We start from the raw sequence: 19,080 nt of genomic DNA on the forward strand, positions 1-19,080 counted from the left end.
TGATGGTAAATCCAAACACGTCCGGGACAGGGCACAACCACGCTCCGTTTGCGCCGCTGGCGGGCGTACGGATCGTGGATTTCTCGACGAACATGGCGGGCCCCTATGCCACGATGATCCTCGCGCAACTCGGCGCCGACGTGATCAAGGTGGAAGCGCCATCGGGCGACGACGCCCGCGCTTGGGCGCCGGAGATCGAGGGGGCGAGCGTGGTTCATCGCCACATGAACGCGGGCAAGCGCGGCATCGTGCTCAACCTCACGACCGGAGCAGGACGCGAGGCGGCACTGGCACTTGCAGCGGGATGCGACGTCCTGCTGCAGAGCATGCGCCCCGGCGTTGCGGACCGTATCGGCATCGGCGAGGAAGCGGTCCGCGCGGTAAATCCCGATATCCTCTACTATGCGCTCAATGCCTTTGGCGACGGTCCGACCGGGCGCGAACTGCCGGGTTACGATCCGCTGGTGCAGGCCTTCACCGGCATCATGCAGATGAACGGCCATGACGGCGCGCCACCGGTGCGTTGCGCGCCTTCGGTGATCGATCTCGGTACCGGCCAATGGATCGCGATGGGCGTGCTTGCCGCGATGCTCGCGCGGCAGAAGGGCCAGCAGGTGAAGGCGATGGAGACCGCGCTGGTTGATACCGCCTTCAGCCTTGTCGCCTATCAGGCCACCGCTGCCAAAGTCTCGGGTCAGAGGCCGCGCCGGGCCGGATCGGGCAATCCGATCGCTTCGCCTTACGAAGTCTATCGCGCCCGCGACGGCGACCTGATGATTGCTGCGCCGAACCAGCGCCTGTGGGAACGCGTCGCCAAGGTACTTTCTCTGACGCACCTCGTGGACGATCCGCGCTTCCGCACCGTCGCCGATCGCAGCAGCAACAATGCCGCGCTGACGGTGGAGATGACTGCAGCGCTTGCGGGCGACGATGCAGCGGTCTGGGTCGAACGGCTGCATGCAGCAGGCGTCCCGGTGACGCCGGTCTCGGGTCTCGAGCAGTCCGTCAACACCACTGCCGCTGCCGAGCGCCAGACGTTTGCCGAACTCGATGGCGTGCCCCACGTGCGCCTGCCGTGGATGGCGGATGGCAGCCCTGTGCCGTGGGTGCGACGCGCGCCTCGTTTGGGCGAACACACGGTCGAAGTGCTGCGTGAATGCGGCTTCGACCAATCCAAGATCGATACCTTGATTGACGACGGTGCGGCAGTCACTGCCTCGGGCGTTCAGGAGACAGCATGATGACCGTTGCCACGCACGCGCCGCTCAAAGTCGTGGAGGCGAGCCGGGGCATCGGCGGGGCCTATTGCGGGTGGCTGCTGCGCGAAATGGGGGCAGAGGTGGTGCGCATTGGCACAGCGCCCGAGGGCTCCGATCCGATCTGCATGGCGCTCGCCTACTACGCGAGCCGCAAGACGGAGATCCACGTGTCCGATGCCGCTGCGGCAATCGCATCTGCGGACATCGTCATCACCGACGATGCGGCATGGCTTGCCGAAATGTGCGGCCGGTCGCTGGACGATCTTGCAGCGGCTCAGCCCGAAACCGTATTCGGCGTAACCTCGGTGTTCGGACTGACCGGACCCCTGGCCGACATCGCCGCCGTTCCGCTCAATGCACAGGCACAGTCCAGCGTGGCATGGGCGCTGGGCGAACCGTGGCGACCGCCACTGGCCATTCCGCCGGGCGTACTCGAATGCCAGGCAGGCGCGCATCTCGCCGCCGCTTCACTCATGGCGCGACTTGTCGGGCCTGATGGCAAGAGCGCGCGCATTGTCGACATCGCGCTGCACGATGTGCTGACCCACTATGTCGGCGTCAATTGCCGGTTCTACATCCATCACGGCATGACATGGCGAAGGGCAGGGCGGCGCGCCTCGGATTCGGGCGGGGCCTATCCTTTCGTGATCCTCCCGTGCAAGGACGGCGCCGTCTGCCTGTCGGGCCGCACGCGCGCCGAATGGCAGCGCTTCGTCGAGGCCATGGGCACGCCAGCCTGGTCGCAGGAGCCGCGCTATCAGAAGCTGCGCGCGATGGGGCAGCAATATCCTGATGAAGTCGATGCGCTGGTCATGCCCTGGCTTGCCGAACGGACCAAGGCCGAGATCGAGGAGATCGCCGACCGCTTCCGCCTGACCATCGCCCCCTTGCGCGATCTGACCGACGTGATCGCCACGTCGCAGCTCACCGAGCGCGGCTTCCTGCGCGAATGGACGCTCGACAACCGCAAGCTTCTCGGCCCTGGTCTGCCATTCCGCACCTCCAGCCAGCGGGGGACTTCGCAACAGACCAGCCATGCCGATGCTTTGCTCGCCGAGACCGGTGGCAAGGAGCGGCTTGGTTCATTCGGTCCGCTGAGCGGCCTGAGGGTGCTGGACATGGGCTGGGTCTGGTCGGCCCCGCAGGTTGGCAGCATCCTTGCTCAGTTCGGGGCTGAGGTGATCAAGGTCGAGCATCGCGCGCGGCCCGACAATTCGCGCCTCTCGGGCGTCATCATCCGCGACGGGGTCAAGCTTGAAGGCGACACGACCGACATGTCGCCGATGTTCCACCAGATCAACAAGGGCAAGGCGGGTATCACGCTGAACCTAAAGGAACCTGAAGGCGTTGCGCTCCTGAAGCAGCTTGTTGCGTCGAGCGACATCGTGCTCGAGAACATGTCGGCAGGCTCGCTCGAGCGTTCGGGCATTGGCTTCGATACGCTGTCGAAGCTCAATCCAAAGCTGATCATGGTCGCCATGTCGGGCGCTGGACAGTTCGGACCGCTTGCCGACATGCGCACTTATGCTCCGACGATGTCGAGCTTCGTCGGGCTGGAATCACTCGTCGGCTATCCGGATTCGTTGCCCACCGGCGCGCTGAACTTTGCCATTGGCGATCCCAACGCCGCTGCGCATGCGCTCGTGGCGCTGTTTGCCGCACTGTCGCGCCGGGAAGCCACCGGACAGGGCTGCTACATCGATCTGTCGCAAACCGAGGCCTTGCTCGCGACGCTGACGCCCTATGTGCTGCAGGCGCAGGTCGAGGGGCGTCAGCCGTTGCCGGCGGGCAATGCCCATCCGGCGATGGCGCCTCACGGCATCTATCCTGCGAGCGGGGACGACAGCTGGCTGTCGCTGGCGGTGCGCGATGACGCCGACTGGAAGTCCCTCGTCCGGCTGGCACCGGACCAGCCATGGGCACAGGATCCCGCCTTCGCAAAAGCTGCGGATCGCCTTGCCCATGCCGAGACGCTCGACGCCATGATCGCCGACTGGACCGCGAGCCGGGAGCGCGATGACCTGGTCGCCGAACTGCGTGGAGCAGGTGTCCCGGCATCGCCCGTCAACGATATCGAAGGGGTCTGGACCGACGCACAGATCGCGGCGCGAGGTCTTGCAGATCGTGTCGAGATTCCGGGGCTGGGCGATGAGGTCCTGTTCCGCGCTCCGTGGACCGTCTCGGGCCTTGCCGTTGCCACCGGCACGCGCGGTCCGCTGACTGGTGAGGACAACCAGCGCGTCATAACGGGCAAGCTCGGCGTTCCTCAGGCGGACTTCGAAAGGATGACTGCGAGTGGCGTGATCAGCTGAGGCTGGTCACGCTGCGGCGGTGCCGCGCGGGATTGCGGGTTTTTGCCAACAGGAAGGGGGGCCAAAGCGAACTTTGGCCCCCCTCTCTTTTGTGTCGGCTGTGAGGTGTCAGGCGGCTGCGACCTGTTCCTCGCCGCGCAGTTCGAAGCCCTTGTAGCCGTTGCGCGCCACATCCTCGCAGATCGCCGCGTAGGAGGGCATGCCTGACAGATAGGCGGTGAACACGCGCGGTTTTCCCGGCAGGTTCGAGTTCATGTACCAGGAGTCGACGGTCGGGAAGAGCGTCTGGTCGGCTTCCTCGGTGATCTGCTTGACCCACTCGGCTTCGGCTTCGAGCGATGCTTCGAACTCGACCGCGCCGGTATCGCGCATGTGGTTCATGACGTCGGTGATCCAGTCCACATTCTGTTCGATGCAGACCGGGAAGTTGGTGAGGATCGCCGGACTGCCCGGGCCGGTGATCATGAACAGGTTGGGGAAATCGGCTGTTGCCAGGCCGAGATAGGCGCTCGGGCCATCCTGCCACTTGTCGGCCAGCGACTGGCCTCCGCGACCGTGCAGGTTCATCTTGATCAGCGAGCCGGTCACAGTGTCGAAGCCGGTGGCAAAGACGATGGCGTCGAACTTGTGGTGATCGCCGTTCGACATCGTCAGGCCGTCGGCAGTCGCTTCCTTGATCGGGTTCTTGCGCAGGCTGACGATGCTGACGTTGTCGCGGTTGAAGGTTTCGTAATAGTTGGTGTCGATCGGCGGACGCTTCGTGCCGACGGGATGGTTGAATTCGCACAGCACCTCGGCGGCGGCCGGGTTCTTCACCGTCTCGCGGATCTTCTCGGTGATGTATCCGGCGACCACCGCATTGGCGTTGATGTCGGTGACGATGTCGTTGAAGCTGGCGAACATGAAGCGGAAGCCGCCGATGTTCCAGAGTTCGTCCATCTTGGCGCGGGCTTCCTCGGGAGAGACTTCGAGCGCGGAAATCGTCGGCGGCACGATGGTCATGCCGATGGGCGAGGCAAGCGTGATCTTGCGGTCTTCTGGGAAGTTTTCGAGCTGCTCGCGGCGCATCTCATCGGTCAGCGGGTGGTTGCGGGCCGGCACGCTGTAGTTCGCCGTGCGCTGGAACACGGTGAGGTGCGCGGCTTCCTCGGCGATCAGCGGCGTGCTCTGGATGCCGCTCGATCCGGTGCCGATCAGCGCGACACGCTGGCCGGTGAAATCCACCTTCTCGTGCGGCCAGAGCGCAGTGTGATAGACTTTGCCCTTGAAGCTATCGAGCCCCGGTAGGTCCGGACGGGCAGGCGACGATGTGTTGCCTACCCCCGTGATCAGGTAACGCGCTCGGACAATCTCGCCCTTGCTCGTTTCGACCAGCCAGGTGTGGGTCTTCTCGTCGTAGTGTCCCGAAAGCACGCGGGTGTTGCACTCGATGTCCTTGCGCAGGTCGAGCCGGTCGGCAACGAAGTTCAGGTACTCAAGGATTTCTGGCTGGGCGGGATAACGGCAGCTCCATTTCCATTCGCGGCGGATCTCTTCCGAGAACGAATAGCAGTAATAGTGGCTTTCGGAATCGCAGCGCGCGCCGGGATAGCGGTTCCAGTACCACGTGCCGCCCACATCACCTGCGGCGTCGAAAACGCGGGTAGTGTAGCCCTCGCCGCGCAGGCGGTGAAGCATGTAGAGCCCGGAGAAGCCGGCTCCCACGATAATGGCATCGACTTCGGATGGACGGGATTGCTCGGCCATGTTTCCAGACTTCCTCTCGTTGAGTCTTGTTGCCCGCAACCTATCAATTAGTCCAAATATGTCAATTGTCCTACCGTAAGAAATATCGGCATCTGGTGGTGCCGTGCAGTCGATCTGGCGCAAAAAAAGCCGCGGCAGTATAGGGCTGCCGCGGCTTTGTAATGGCCAATGGAGTGGAGCCGTCAGCTCGGTTCGACGACTTCCGCGTCAGCCGCTGCCATGGCAGCCTCGAGAATGCGGCCATAGGCCTGAACGTCACGCTCGACGCGGCGCTTGGCCAGATCGGCATCGCCCGCTTCTATGGCTTCAAGGATCTTGCGGTGCGCAACGCAAACGCGCTGGCGCACGTCGGCCTCGGCGAACTCCTTGAGTTGCGAGGCTTCGAACATCAGTCCGCTGACAGAAATGGCGAGCGCGCGCAGCAGGTCGTTGTGGCTCGCCACGGCAAGCGCATCGTGCCAGTTCACGTTCTCCTCGAGGAATGCGTCGAGATCGTTCTCGGCGGCCAATTCGATCCTTTCGGCTATCGCCCGCAAGGTGTCGAGGTCCTCTTCGGTGCGGCGCTGCGCGGCAAGTGCGGCCACCATCGGTTCCAGCGCAAGACGCACTTCGGCAAGCGAGCCGAGCGGGAGGCTGCGGCCGCGGGCATAGAGGTTGATGTGACCGACAAGATGATCATCGCTCGGCGTCGAAACCGTGGTTCCGCCGTAGCGCCCGGCGCGGGTGTGGACGAGTCCCTGCGCCTCGAGAATGCGCAGCGCTTCGCGCACCGAACCGCGGCTGAGGCCGGTGGCGTTGACCAGATCGCGCTCGGTCGGGAGCATGGAGCCCGGATGATAGGCGTCGCTCAGGATCTCCTGCTTGAGCCTTTCGGCCAGCACATCGCTCGACTTGGGCACCTTGATGCGGCCCAGTCCTTCAAGCATCGCACCGCCTTTTGCGGCAGGCCGGTCCGTTTCGTTTGGTTTTGCCATAGGTAACCCCTGTATCGCTCCCCATGTCCTCGGTCAATTGTCAGACCTTACACGATTGCTTGTCTGTCTCCGCGATCATCCGCAGCACCTGTATTACTTGCAGGTTGCCGCAAATGAAACGGGCGCCGGAGTCTTCCCCCGGCGCCCGCTGTGCATTGCCCTGTACCGCTCAGTTCTTGATGCTGAGGGTCACGCCGTAGGTGGCCGGCATGCCGACGAACCGGACGGTGGTGTCGAGGTAGTGTGCGGCATTGGTAACGTAGTACTTGTTGAAGACGTTCTTGCCCCAGGCCATGATCTTGTAGTTGCCACCGCCGAACTCGTAGCCGAGGCGGGCGTCGATCGTGGCATAGGCGGGGATCACGAACGGCTGGGCGATGTTCGGCGCATTGCGGTCGTTGGCCAGCTTGCGGAACTGGATGCTCCGGCCATTGAGCGTCGAAACGGACGACGACTGGCCACGCAGATCCGCGCCGAAGATGATCGTGCCGTCGCCCACATCGTGGCGATAGTCGAGGTTCAGGCTGTACGACCATTTCGGCGTGAACGGAAGTTCGCTGCCGGTAAAGTCGCAAGGCCCCGGTGCGCCGTTCACCGTGCAACTGTTGCCGTAGGCCGTCGGGCCGACGAAGCGCGCACCACCATCGGTGCGAACCTTGGATTCAAGGTAGGTCACCGAGCTGCCGATCGACAGGCCGCGCATCGGGCGCACGGTCAGTTCGGCTTCGGCACCCAGAACGCGCGACTTGGGTACGTTGATCAGCACGTCTAGCACGTCGAAGATCGGGTCGACGACTTTGCCGCGAATCTGCTTGTCGGTGTAGTCGTAGTAGAACGCAGCGCCGTTGAACTGCACCTTGCGGTCAGCCATTGAAAGCTTGAAACCTGCTTCGTACGAAGTGACCGATTCCTGCGTAACCGGGAAGTAAGCCTTGTAGTCGGCGCTGGCCAAGGTCGGGAAGCTGCCTGCCTTGTAGCCGCGCGACACGTTCGCAAAGAAAAGCGTGTCGGAATTGGGCTTGTAGTCGAGGCCCGCGCGCCACGAGAAGTTGTCTTCGGCCAGAGTGTCCTTCAGGCGCTCTCCCGGAACGCCCTGAGCGTTGAGCACGTAGCAGCCGTTCACGCCGATGGGGGTAAAGGGATTGCCCGAAAGGCCGCCGATGATGTTGAACAGGGTGGAAACCAGCCCGTCGCCATTGCCCTTGGAGCAGAGCTCTGCCCGGTTGCGCGAATTGGTGTAGCGACCACCGATCTTCAGCGCGAGCGTATCGGTCAGGTCATACTCGCCGTTGGCGAAGAACGCATAGTTGCGGATGCGCTGAAGCACTTCGCTGCCGGTGGTGTTGATGAATAGCGTGCCCGGAGCTGAAGACGAGCCGTTGGCGAAAGTCAGGCCCTGATCCTCGAACGTGCGGCTGTTCTCGTAGTTCGCGCCGATGACCCAGCGGAACGGCCCGCTGCCCTGGTTGGCAAGGCGTAGTTCCTGGTTGAACGAATGGATGTTTGCCAGACCATCGCCGATGTTGGCGACCGCCTGTGCCGTACCGTCCTTGTCGCTGAACAGGTGCTGGTCGAAATCGAGGTAAGAAGTGATCGAGGTGAGCGTGGCGAAGTCGCCGATATCGAGGTCTGCGCGCAGCGATCCCTGAATGAACTTGCGATTGCTGCGCGGCGAAAGGTCGCCAGTCTGCTTCGGCGCGATCGAAAAGTCACCCGTCGCCACATTGGTGAAGGTCACATAGTTCGCAACCGTGGTCCAGTCCGCCGAGCGCGGATCGGTGGTGCCGAAGGGCGAGGCGAAGACGCCCGGCTGCACGGCTGTCGGGTTCTGCGCACGCACGGCAATGAGCTGCGCCGCCTGCGGTTCGCTCTTGTCCTGCCAAGCGGTTACCGTGGCGCGAAGGCGAAGCGTCTCTACCGGTTCGGCAGTGAAGGTGAGGCGGCCGGCGATATACTTCTGCGCGCCATTGCGGTCATTCGGGCGGGTCAGGCTCCGCTGCCAGCCGTCGCTGTCCATGCCGGAGATTGCAAGCCTGACGCCGGCCTTCTCGCCAAGCGGCGCGCTGATGAAGGCATTGCCCTGGACCGCGTTGAACCGGCCATAGCTGATGTCCGCGCCATAAGCGAAGGCGTCGGTCGGCTTGGCCGCGATGTAGTTGATCGCGCCACCGGTGGCGTTCTGGCCGAACAGCGTACCCTGCGGCCCCTTGAGCGCTTCGACGCGCTCCAGATCGAAGGCCGAGCGCAGGGTGAGCACCGGAAACGGCAGCGGGACTTCATCAGTATAGACGCTGACCGAAGGATAGACGCCAAGACTCTCTTCGTTGAAACCGATGCCGCGCAGGGTGTAGATCGGGGTGCCAGCGCCGCTTTCGGCGAACTTCAGGCCCGGGACAGCCGCAGCGATGTCCTGCACCGAGGTGATGCGGCGTTCAGCCAGCGTATCGCCGCCAATCGCCACGACCGAGAGACCGACGTCGTTGAGGTTCTGCTCGCGCTTGTTGGCCGTGACCACGATGTCCATCGAATCGTTGTTCTCAGGCACTGACTGGTTCGCCGAGGTGGCGGACGACCCCGCAGCATCCTGGGCATGCGCCTGAGAAACCGAAACAAGTCCGATCGCCAAAGCGACCATGCCAGCTCCATTGAGCACGCCTATCACAGACCTCATAGCTCTCTCCTCTCCCCGTTGGGGTGTTGTTTCTCCTTACCTGCGACGAAAAATTCTAAATGTCAATTATAGGACCGTAGAACATTTGAACCTAAGAATGTGGCGCGTGCAAGCGCTGACGATGCATGCAAACCCTGTCGTGAAAGCTGTCGGCCAAGGCTCAGGAACGAAGTGTCAACCTGATGCGATGTGCCTCTTCCAGTGTTGGAAACCGCACTTGCGACACACGTTGGCTACGGAAGGCAGACCCAGATCTGCACGACGGGCGGGATTAAATCATCGCAAAACCGCAGCGCTGGATCACAAAGTCTTCATGCTTCGGCATCGGCTCCAGACCAAGTTCTCCGCTGCGGGCCCTGCCTGAAGTCGCGCAAGCGGTTCACCCGCTGTCGCCTGCGAACATTGGTCCTCGACGTTGCACAACGACAACGGAAAGCGGGCCGGCAGCGCCCTACTCGGCTGCTTTGGCCTGCGCTGCAATGAAGCTGAAGTCCGCAGAAGCAGCGACCCGACCAGTAGCAACGGTCGTCACGGGATTGCCGTAAAGTACGTCTGCTGCAGAGCAGTGCCTGCAATCCAGAGCGAGCGTGCCTTGCAGCGGAACAATCCACAGGTCGCCATCAGGAAGTCCGGCAAGAGCCTTGGTCCCGGTCCCGAACCAGATTCGGAAATGCGCCCCGGCCACAAGGAGATGCAGGGGACGATCTACGTTGTCGCCCAACCGTCCGGACAAGGCAGGGTCATAAGGTTTCGCCTCGCACGCGTCTATGCCTGCGGCAAGATGCACCTCCCGTGGCCGACCGTAGTCAAACAGCCGGTAGGTCACGTCTGAGTTCTGTTGGATTTCGACGATGCTGATGCCTGCGCCTATGGCGTGGATCGTGCCCGGCGGGACGTGGAACCAGTCCCCTGCAGACACAGGGAACCAGCACATTTCATGCTCGAGACTGCCATCAACCGCTGCAGAGGCCAGTTCACTGGAGCTGATGGCCCGGACCGTGCCTAATCCGAGAGTGGCCCCAGGTTCTGCTGCCGTGACCAGCCACCATTCCTCCTTGCCACGTGTCAGGCCATGCCGCTGCGCAAGAGCGTCGTCAGGGTGCACCTGAATCGAAAGGCGCTCTGAAGTGTATATCCTCTTAACCAGGAGCGAGAGGTCGATATCCGCAAGATCGAACCAGATTTCGCCGATACGGCGCATTCCGTCTGCAACGTCCCTGGGCAGATCACTGCGACCCCACGGCTTTTCACGATGTGTGCGAAGCAAGGGGCGCAAGTCCATGCGTCAGGCCTTCGCGTAATCGCGTACAAGTGTGCTGGCGCATAGCACGGCGCCGACAGCGCCGGCGTCCTGCCCAAGTTCGGGCAAGCACAAGTATCCAGGCTGTGCAGCCCCGCGAGGGCCATAACGGCCCAAGCGGCGGGTCATTTCCGATTGTACGGCTTGAACCAGCCCAGAGGCCCCGGTCACCCCACCACCGAGCACGATCCGCTGAGGGGAAAGCGTAAGCACGAGATTGCAGCAAAGCTGCCCCATGTAATCTGCGATCAGACCGAATTCGGCTGAATCAGGAGCGAACTTGTCCAGCGAGCGGCCAAATCGCGCCATGATGGCAGGACCGGAAGCGAGGCCTTCGGCGCAACTGTGGTGAAAGGCGCAAACCGAGGCTGCAACGTCATCTCGGGCGCGCTCGAGCATTGCATGACCCATTTCGGGGTGGAGCAGGGCGGGAAGAAGCTCTCCATTGCAGACAATCGCACCACCGATGCCCGTGCCGACCGTAAGGTAGACGGACAAAGCCACATCTCTTGCAGCACCAAGACGCGCCTCGCCGATGGCTGCTGCGCCGACATCGGTCACCAGCCTGATTGGCGCCGCAATGTCACGCGCCAGAGCCCCGGCAAGATCGAAGCCGCTCCAGCCAGGCTTGTTGGTTTGCAGGAGATGTCCGTAGTGGCTTGCAAGCGGATCAACCACCACCGGGCCGAATGCGCCGACGCCAAGCGCGGCAATCGGCTGAGGCTGACTGCCGAAGAATGCGCAAGCGTCGGCAACGACGGCGGCGGGTTCTCTGGTCGCGACAGTGTGGCGTTCTAGTAGCTTGCCGCTCTTATCGCCGATGGCGAACACGGTTTTCGTCCCGCCAAGCTCGATCCCGCCAAGTAGTTCCGGCTCAGACATGGGCAGCATCACCGCTTCCAACAGCTATCATGCGGCGCACTGTGGGTCGACCTGCGAGCAGCGCCAGCACAGCCACAAGATAGAGCGCCGCCATCATAGTGAAGCCTGCCGCAAGACCGGTGCGGACCGCGATGGCGGGCAGGGCGACGGTGGAAATGCCGGCCCCCAGAAAGCCCATCATGGTCATCAGCCCGGCTGCTGTGGCGCGGGCTGAATCGGGCATGACATCGTGCAGCGCAGCATAGATGCAGCCGTCGAACAGGCCCTTGCCGAAGCTGGTGGCAAAGAGCAGCGCACCGACGGTGAGCACCGATGTCGCCCAGGGGAACGGCAGCAGGAAGAGCGCTGCCAGCGCAAGGCCGAGAGTCAGGACGGTAAAGCGCCCTGTCGTGCTTCTTGCCGCAAAGCGATCAGACAGCCATCCGCCCACAAGGACCGAGAAGAACCCCGCCGTGGTAATCATCACTGGCCCGACCAGCGCGCTGTCGGCAAGGTTCAGGCCGAGCACGTCATGGGCATAGGTATTGCACCAGTTGAGCACTGCCGATGACGCCGCCGTTGCCAGCATGAACACGCCGCACAGTATCAGGGCCGCCGGGTTGGACAGAATCAGGCGCAGTGGCTCGCCGCCCGGTTGTGTTCCGCGCGTTCGGGCCACAGGCGCATCATCACGCAAGGTAAAGATCAGGACGCCCAGCACCACGATGCCAAGTGCTGCAAAGACCATGAAGGGCATCGACCAGCCGTAGTGGTCCGCAAGCCGACCTGCTGCCCAGCTGCCGAAGCCGCCACCGGCAAACACGGCAGTCTGGTGGATTGCCAGCGCGCGGCTGCGTATCGCGGGCTTGTGCCATGATCCGATCAGGGCGGTCGCGGTGGGGTAATAGGTGCTCTCCCCCACGGCCACCAGCGTGCGCATACCGAGCAGCATCGCAAATCCGCTGGCGACCGGCATGAAGCCGGTGGCAGTACTCCAGAAGAGCAGGCCAAAAAGAATCATGTTGCGACGGCGCACGCTGTCGCCGATCCGTCCGAAGAGGAAGGCGCAAACGGCGTAAGTCCAGAAGAACACGGTATCGACAAAGCCAAGCTGCACGTCGCTGATCGCGAAAGCATCGCGAAGCAACGGTTTGACCGCATTGAGGATCGCCCGGTCGGCCGAATTGAGGAACGATACCATCCACAGAAGTCCGACGAGGATCCATGGATAGAGTGCCGGGGCTGGTTTGCGGCCCTGACCGAAAAGTGCCGTGCTCATTTGCCGCACCACGCGAGCCACATTGCGGCGGTCCAGGAAAAATCGGGGCCGCCCGATCCCTCACCGGTTTCGGGGCTGAAGCTTTCATAGAATCCTGAAGTCTCGATCAGGCGCGCTGAGTCAGCCTTAATCTGCTCGGCCCATTCGGCATGCCCCTGTTCGGAAAGGCCGAGCGCGACCATGTAGCTCACCACCAGCCAGATTGGCCCGCGCCAATAGCGGCGATGATCGTATTCGCGGCTCCCGGCCTCAAGACTGGGCAGCAGGAATGCTGCGGTTCGGCGCAGCCGGGTAAGGGCATCGAGCAGTCGCCCGCGCTGGCGTTTGCTGCCAATGTCAGCGTAGAACGCGAGGAAGCTGGCATTGGTGACGAGACCGGAGCTTTCATGTGTCGTGGCATCGCGAGAGCAGTAGGCGCCGACCTCCTCGTTCCAAAGCCACTCGATGCCGTCTTCGGACAGCGCGATCCGGTGGCGCAGCTCGGCGGCGACCGCGCCGTCACCAATGGCTTCTGCCATGACCAGCAGATCGCGATTGGCTCGGAGCAGTTCCATTGACATTCCCACGTCGATCACGCGGAACGGTCCCTGATCAGCTATGACCTGATGGTCCCAACCCGAGGCGCGACCGAACTGGAGGATGGCAACATATCGATCGTATTCGCTCTGCTTTGGTCGCATCGCCGCATCGACATGGCCGGTATCACGCCTCTGGTAGGTGCCGACGCCTGAGGTGTCGACGCGGGCCAGAGCATCGTCCCACTCGCTCGAATTGTCACGCCCGGTCTCCCAGTTGTGCGTCACCATTACCAGCCCGTTTTCGAGTGGATCGCGAAAGCGATGAAACCAGCGGTGGCTTCGCAAACAAGCCGCGTAGAGTGCACGCATGCGCGGATTGGCAGGGTCGGCGCCTTCCTGCTCCCACAACGTGCGCACGATTGTGGCCAGAACAGGCGGCTGGGTGATTCCCGAGGTTGGCGGTGTCCGCCCGGTTGCCCAGATGTCCGGCCCAGGGAAGTAGCCTTCGTCGCGCTGATGGAAGACGATGTGCGGAATCATGCCATCGTCCCACTGTGCGCTGACCAGCGTCAGGATCTCCTGCCATGCCCGTTCGCGATCGAACTCCGCGAAGCCGAGAGCCACGAACGCGGAATCCCAATTCCACTGGAACGGATACAGGCCATGCGTAGGGACAGTGTATCCATCCCGATCATTGCGCCTGAGAATTGCCCGCGCCTGGGTGTCGAGGTCGGGAAGCTGGGTCACGTTCATTCTCCCACGGCGATCAGGCGGATATCGTTGACGTTGGTGCGGGTCGGCCCGGTGATGACCAGACCGCCGAGGCCTGCAAACAGGTCGTAAGTGCGATTTTGAGCGAGCGCCGCCAGACAATCTCCCGAGGATGCGCGCGCGCCCTTGCCGAACCAGCCACCGGCGTTGTCCTCGCTACCATCGATGCCGTCGCTGTCGCAGGCAAGCGCGGCGATCGGGACATCCTCAGGCAGGGCGGCCATCAGCCCTGTCAGGTATTCGAGATTGGGTCCGCCGCGACCTTGTCGGTTGCGGACGGTGACGGTCAGTTCTCCGCCGGACACCAGCAGACATCGCTCTTTGCGCGCAAGGTGATCGAGCGCCACTGCGGCGTGCGTGCGACCTGCTTCGGCAGCTTCTCCGTCAAGGTCATTGCCCATCCGGATAACTTGCCAGCCCATCTCCCTGGCATGTTCCACCGCTGCATCAAGAGCTGTGGCTGCAGTGGCAATGACATGGACAGAGTGGTCCGGCGCCTGGGTGACGCTGCCTTTTCGCATAATGGCGGCAAGCTCTGCATCTACAGGCCATCCGGATTCATCGAGGATGGCCAAAGCGCGTTCAGGATCGAAATCGCTGCCGATCGACGGGCCTGAAGCCACGACCGATGGATCGTCGCCCACCACGTCGGAGATGATGAAGCTGTGCATGTCGTTTGCCGCTGCTGCGGCCGCAGCAGCCAGCCGCCCACCCTTCACTTGCGAGAGATGACGGCGCACGAGATTGATCTTGGTAATGGGCACGCCCGACTTCACAAGGTGTTCGTTTATCATTGCCTTGCGGGCCAAAGGAAGGCCGGGCAGCGGGTCCACCAACAGGGAAGAGCCACCACCGGAAATCAGGAATATCACGCGATCGCCTGCCTGTGCTGTTTCGGCAAGTTCGCGGATGCGCCGTCCCGCCGCCAGACTTGCGCTATCAGGCACCGGGTGGCTGGCTTCGATCACTTCGATCGCACCGGTGTATCCGCGGGCGCCGTGCCCGAAGCGCGTTACAACGCATCCGATTACTTCGCCGGGAAGGCGATGCGCCGCCACTTCTGCCATTGCCGCAGCGGCCTTGCCGCATCCCAGGACGATGGTGCGGCCACGAGGGGGCTGGGTGGGAAGGACACCTGCCAGTGCCGCAGGGGCACTGGCCGCAGTGACGCCAGCCATGAAGATTTCAAGCATTTGATCGCGCAGCAGCATGACAGGCCTTTCGGTGGCGGTGTCCGGGATTGGTGCGCAAGGTTGACCGCCGCAGCAAGTGCCGCGGCGGTCAACCGGCCATCAGAAGGAATAGGTCAGGCGGCCGGTGATCCTGCGCGGCAGCACCGGACGGCCGACGAAGAATGCTCCATTGGCAACCTGATTGGAGTCCTGACGCGGCGAACCTTCGGTCACGGCATCGCTGTTGAACAGGTTGAACACGTTTACGCTGACCCGCACCGAACTGGCGCCAAGTGCAAGCCGGTAACCTGCGTCGAGGTTGGCAATGTTCCAGCCTTCGAGCCGGATCAGGTTGCTCGATGCGGTATAGTTCGGCCCAGTGTAGTTGGTGAAGACGGAGAGGTCGAACCTGCCGTCGTCGAAGTAAAGCCCTGCATTGTAGAGCACCTCCGGCTGCCGTTCGACACGCTTCCCGATATTGGTGGGCGTGGTGTCGAAAGCGGTAAACTTGCTCTTCTGGAGGGTGATGTTGCCGTTGAAACGCAGGTTCTTCATCAGGCGAAGGTCGATCGTACCTTCCGCACCGTACGATTCCGTGCCGACCAGATTGACCCTCTCGATCAACCCACCCGATCCGTCGTTGACGAAAAGCACCTGCCGCCGGTTGTCGAGCTTGGTGTAGAAGCCGGAAAGTGTGAGCGACAAGCCCGAACGGCTCAACTTGATGCCTGCCTCGGCCTGCTTGATGATCTCGGCGGTGTAGCTTTGCGTACCGGGCGTTGCGCTGGCATTTGCTGCCGTGCCGCCTGGCAGCGGCCTAAACGCGGCCGAGCGCAGTTCGGGGAAGAAAAACCCCCGCGATGCGTTTGCGTAGATGCTCATCTCGTCGGTCAGCTTGTAGAGCGCGCCTGCGGCAAGCGCCCATTCGGTGGCAGCCACATTGCCGGTGAGGAACCCGCCATTGCCCCAGACCACGTCGCGCAGAGCAGAGGACAGATTCGGGGTCGTTGCGTCGGTCACCACTGTCGACGTGCGCTCGCGACGGATCGAGCCGGCGATATGCTCGACGCGGAAGCCGATGTCGAAATTGACCCGATCGCCGATCTTCATCTGGTCAGCGATATAGCCGGCGTAACGCTCGGCTTCGTGGCGGTTGTTCACATAACCGGCGCCTGCGTTGAAAAGGCCGTTGCGGGCGACGATCGTCTGAGCACCGGTATCCGGGGTGGTCACTACCACGTTGACCAGACGGGGCTGGTTGTTGAATTCGGCGAGATATGTGGTGGTGACGTTCCGGTCGCCCGCGCTGGCCTTCCCATAGAAACCGCCCAGGGTGAAGGCGTGGTCGACCGAACCGGTCTGCAACTTCTTGGTCAGGTTCAGCTCCGCCGTGAAATCGTGAACCGGACGGTCGCGATCGGTAAAACGGTTGGCGAAGAGCAGGTAGTTTGCCGGTATCGCCCCACCGCCGGCAAACGTGAACTGGGCATTGGCGAGAGAGCCGAGATTGCGGTTGGTGAGGAAGCTTTGCAACGTTTCGGGGACGTTGATCACGCCATCGCCGTCCGACCACAGGCCGAACTTGTGCTTGTAATCGCTGTACTTGATTCGGCCGTTCAGTCCCCAGCCGCTGTCGCCCAGATCCTTCTCGAACGTCAGGCCGACCATCCCGCCCCGGGTTGAAACGCCGTCGCCAATATCCGAGTTGAACGTGCCACCACCCGGAATGCTGAAGCCCAGTCCAGAAGCGAAATCGTTCTGCACGGAGTTGACGAGTTTCCCATCGTTGCCCGCAATGCGTTGGCGCGTGGGGCCATCGAGGGGGATCGGCAGGTAGAACTGGACCTGATCGTCGATGAACTGGCCAACCAGCTTTACGTTGCCGCTGCCATCGGAAAAGCGGTACTCGAGATTTCCACGGAGCTGCCCGCCCTTTGTGTCGAGGCCTGTGCGGATCGGTCCCTTGTCGGTACGATAGAAGCCCGACAATGCGAAGTAGAGGTTGTTGCCGAGCGGGCCGCTGAGGGCGATGTCGCCACGATAACGGTCGCGCTGCGCCACTTCGAGTTGCACCGTACCTTCCAGACGGTCGCCGCCGGTCTTGCTGATGTAGTTGATCAAGCCGGCGACCGAGCCTGGGCCGAACAGGTTGGAAACGCCACCGCGTACGAATTCCAGCTTGCTGATGCCCAGATCGTTGCGGGCATAGACGTCATAGGCCGACGAATTGAGCCCGAATGACGAAAGGACAGTGATGCCATCGTACATCAGCGGTGTGAACTGGTACTGACCACCGGAGGGAAGCCCGCGAATGAACACGTTTGAGGCGACTTCGCCGCCACCGCCGTCGGCCTTGATCGAGGGGATGGTGTTGAGAATGTCCGCTTGACTGGTCACGCCGGCCCGGGCGATCGCATCGCCACTGAGTTGGCTGATTGCCAGCGGCGTGTCGAGCGCGATGCGTGACCGACTTGTTCCCGTCACGATGATTTCAGCATTCGCTTGTTCGGAGGAGGCTTCGTCCTGAGCAGCTTCGGTCGTGACTGCGGCTGTCTGTGCAACAGCTAAACCAGGTATCAAAGCTGCAGCGGAAACGCTGGCCAGAGCTGCAAACGGTATGCGCTTCATAAAACCTCTCCTCGCCTGAACGCCCTTTCCGGGCTGATCTTGAGGGAGGGCATATCAAACCGGAAGGCAACATACAACCCACAATGGGTATTAAAATGAGTGGAATTGTTGCCAGCTTCCAAATGCCGTGCAAAAAGGGTGTCCATGGCCGACGATTCCAAAATGCAAACCTTCCAGCTGCCGTCAGAGAGCGAAGCGTCAATCCTCAGCCATGTTCTGCGAAACATGGGCACGACTCAGCCGGAAATCGTCCGCAGCTCTGGGCTTTCGCAGCAGACAGTTTCGCGTCTGGTCAACGAACTGGTTGATCGCGGCGCTTTGGCACTTGGCGCGCGAAAGACCAGCGGTCGCCGGGGGCAACCCAGCGCTACGATCACCATTGCCCCGGACTATGCCTATTCGCTCGGCGTTGCGTTGATGACCGATGCGATGTCGGTGCTGCTAATGGACTTCGCTGGCAACGTGGTTGACTACGATTACGCCGCGATGCCCGCAATGACGCGCAGAGCTGTTTTCCAGCGCCTTGGCGGGGTCATGGAGCGCTTTCTGGAGCGTACTCCCGTGGCCCGGAACAGGCTCACCGGGGTCGGGATCGGCATCTCTGGATATTGTCTGGATGGCAAGTCCCGCTACAATCCGCCACGTTCACTCGACGATTGGGCCATGGTCCCGATCGATGAACTCTTCAGCGATGCGCTTTCCCTCCCGGCGTGGATAGAGAACGACGCAAATGCGGCAGCAATCGGCGAAAGCTTTCTCGGAGCCGGTCGGGGTCACTCCGACTTCGTCTACGTTTTCATGGCGGCAGGGCTTGGGGGCGGGGTGGTCAGCAATCACCGCTTGATGCGCGGTACGCATGGCAATGGCGGCGAACTTGGCTTGATTCTGCCGTGGCGGCTCTACCAGCTTCCAACCCTTGAAACCCTTCTGCAATCGGTCCGCTCGGCTGGTGTCGATCTAGCCAGCATTTCCGATCTGGTCTCTAATTTCGATCCTGAATGGCCTGGTGTTGATGAATGGATCGAGAAAAGCAGGGACCCGCTGTCGCTTATCGCTTCGGCAATCGCTGCCCTGCTGGATCCTGAAGTGATCGTGCTCGGTGGGCGCATTCCGCATGCCCTCGCGCAAAAAGTCATTCCGTCCATTGAGTTGTTCGATGATGCGCGGAGGCAAGAGCCGAGACCCTTGCCAAAGATCATTGTCTCACAAACGCACGTTGACGCCTGCGCGATCGGTTCAGCGATCATTCCGCTTGAAAAGACCTTCTTCACGAAGATGGTCTGACGCGCGCGTCCATAGCGAGAGACCAAGCTGTCAGACTGAAGCGAACGTTCTCTCGGCACCAGCCAAAGCTAGCTGACAGAGCATCTCGCTCCAACCGGTGCGTTTGGTTTGACAGTGTCCTCTGCGGCAGACCGCTTCACCCTTTGGGAAATGACCCGATGGTTTTTCTCACTGATTTTGATCTATCGATATGATCTTATGGTGATTTTATCTGCAATATTAATGATTTAAGTGGTAAGCTCTAGATTTTTGCAGCATTTTGCTTTCTATTGATCGATATCAACCCGAGAAAATCAAAGTCAGGG

Annotated in this window: 12 protein-coding genes; 3 read left to right on the forward strand and 9 right to left on the reverse strand. The window is 61.9% G+C overall.

Annotated features, from left to right (window positions below; all coding sequences use genetic code 11):
* Positions 1-2 precede the first annotated feature (2 nt).
* A complete protein-coding gene (locus tag ACZ1JW_RS08980) occupies positions 3-1,241 on the forward strand; it encodes a CaiB/BaiF CoA transferase family protein (protein WP_465142711.1) in 1,239 nt (412 codons plus the stop codon).
* Positions 1,238-3,571, forward strand: coding sequence for a CaiB/BaiF CoA-transferase family protein (locus tag ACZ1JW_RS08985; protein WP_465142712.1), 2,334 nt, complete (start codon positions 1,238-1,240; stop codon positions 3,569-3,571). The genes ACZ1JW_RS08980 and ACZ1JW_RS08985 overlap by 4 nt, the downstream gene beginning before the upstream one ends.
* A 108-nt stretch (positions 3,572-3,679) precedes the next feature.
* Here ACZ1JW_RS08985 and ACZ1JW_RS08990 read toward each other — a convergent pair whose 3' ends face one another.
* The 9 genes from ACZ1JW_RS08990 to ACZ1JW_RS09030 all read right to left on the reverse strand — a co-directional run bounded on the left by ACZ1JW_RS08990 (position 3,680) and on the right by ACZ1JW_RS09030 (position 17,347).
* A complete protein-coding gene (locus tag ACZ1JW_RS08990) occupies positions 3,680-5,317 on the reverse strand; it encodes a flavin-containing monooxygenase (protein ID WP_465142713.1) in 1,638 nt (545 codons plus the stop codon).
* Positions 5,318-5,499: 182 nt separating this feature from the next.
* Positions 5,500-6,291: a FadR/GntR family transcriptional regulator gene (locus tag ACZ1JW_RS08995; protein WP_465123898.1), complete on the reverse strand. Its 792-nt coding sequence runs from the start codon at positions 6,289-6,291 to the stop codon at positions 5,500-5,502.
* A 169-nt stretch (positions 6,292-6,460) separates the two neighbouring features.
* Complete coding sequence (locus ACZ1JW_RS09000) at positions 6,461-8,962, reverse strand: TonB-dependent receptor (RefSeq protein ID WP_465142714.1); 2,502 nt, start codon at positions 8,960-8,962, stop codon at positions 6,461-6,463.
* A gap of 451 nt (positions 8,963-9,413) precedes the next feature.
* Positions 9,414-10,163 carry a class I mannose-6-phosphate isomerase gene (locus ACZ1JW_RS09005; protein ID WP_465142715.1) on the reverse strand — a complete coding sequence of 250 codons (750 nt, stop codon included), beginning with the start codon at positions 10,161-10,163 and terminating at the stop codon, positions 9,414-9,416.
* Between the two features lie 84 nt (positions 10,164-10,247).
* Positions 10,248-11,153 carry an ROK family protein gene (locus ACZ1JW_RS09010; protein ID WP_465142716.1) on the reverse strand — a complete coding sequence of 302 codons (906 nt, stop codon included), beginning with the start codon at positions 11,151-11,153 and terminating at the stop codon, positions 10,248-10,250.
* Positions 11,137-12,402 carry an MFS transporter gene (locus tag ACZ1JW_RS09015; RefSeq protein ID WP_465123893.1) on the reverse strand — a complete coding sequence of 422 codons (1,266 nt, stop codon included), beginning with the start codon at positions 12,400-12,402 and terminating at the stop codon, positions 11,137-11,139. Before ACZ1JW_RS09015 ends, ACZ1JW_RS09010 begins: the two co-directional genes overlap by 17 nt.
* On the reverse strand, positions 12,399-13,667 hold the full coding sequence (locus tag ACZ1JW_RS09020) for an MGH1-like glycoside hydrolase domain-containing protein (protein WP_465123892.1): 1,269 nt from the start codon (positions 13,665-13,667) through the stop codon (positions 12,399-12,401). The genes ACZ1JW_RS09015 and ACZ1JW_RS09020 overlap by 4 nt, the downstream gene beginning before the upstream one ends.
* 2 nt (positions 13,668-13,669) lie before the next feature.
* A complete protein-coding gene (locus tag ACZ1JW_RS09025; protein WP_465142717.1) occupies positions 13,670-14,884 on the reverse strand; it encodes a glycerate kinase type-2 family protein in 1,215 nt (404 codons plus the stop codon).
* A 99-nt stretch (positions 14,885-14,983) separates the two neighbouring features.
* Complete coding sequence (locus ACZ1JW_RS09030; protein ID WP_465142718.1) at positions 14,984-17,347, reverse strand: TonB-dependent receptor; 2,364 nt, start codon at positions 17,345-17,347, stop codon at positions 14,984-14,986.
* A gap of 288 nt (positions 17,348-17,635) precedes the next feature.
* On the opposite strand from ACZ1JW_RS09030, the gene ACZ1JW_RS09035 reads away from it, so the two are divergent.
* Positions 17,636-18,775: an ROK family transcriptional regulator gene (locus ACZ1JW_RS09035; protein WP_465123888.1), complete on the forward strand. Its 1,140-nt coding sequence runs from the start codon at positions 17,636-17,638 to the stop codon at positions 18,773-18,775.
* Positions 18,776-19,080: the final 305 nt, after the last annotated feature.

The sequence above is a fragment of the Novosphingobium sp. BL-A-28-Hi1-0D genome (assembly GCF_055521755.1).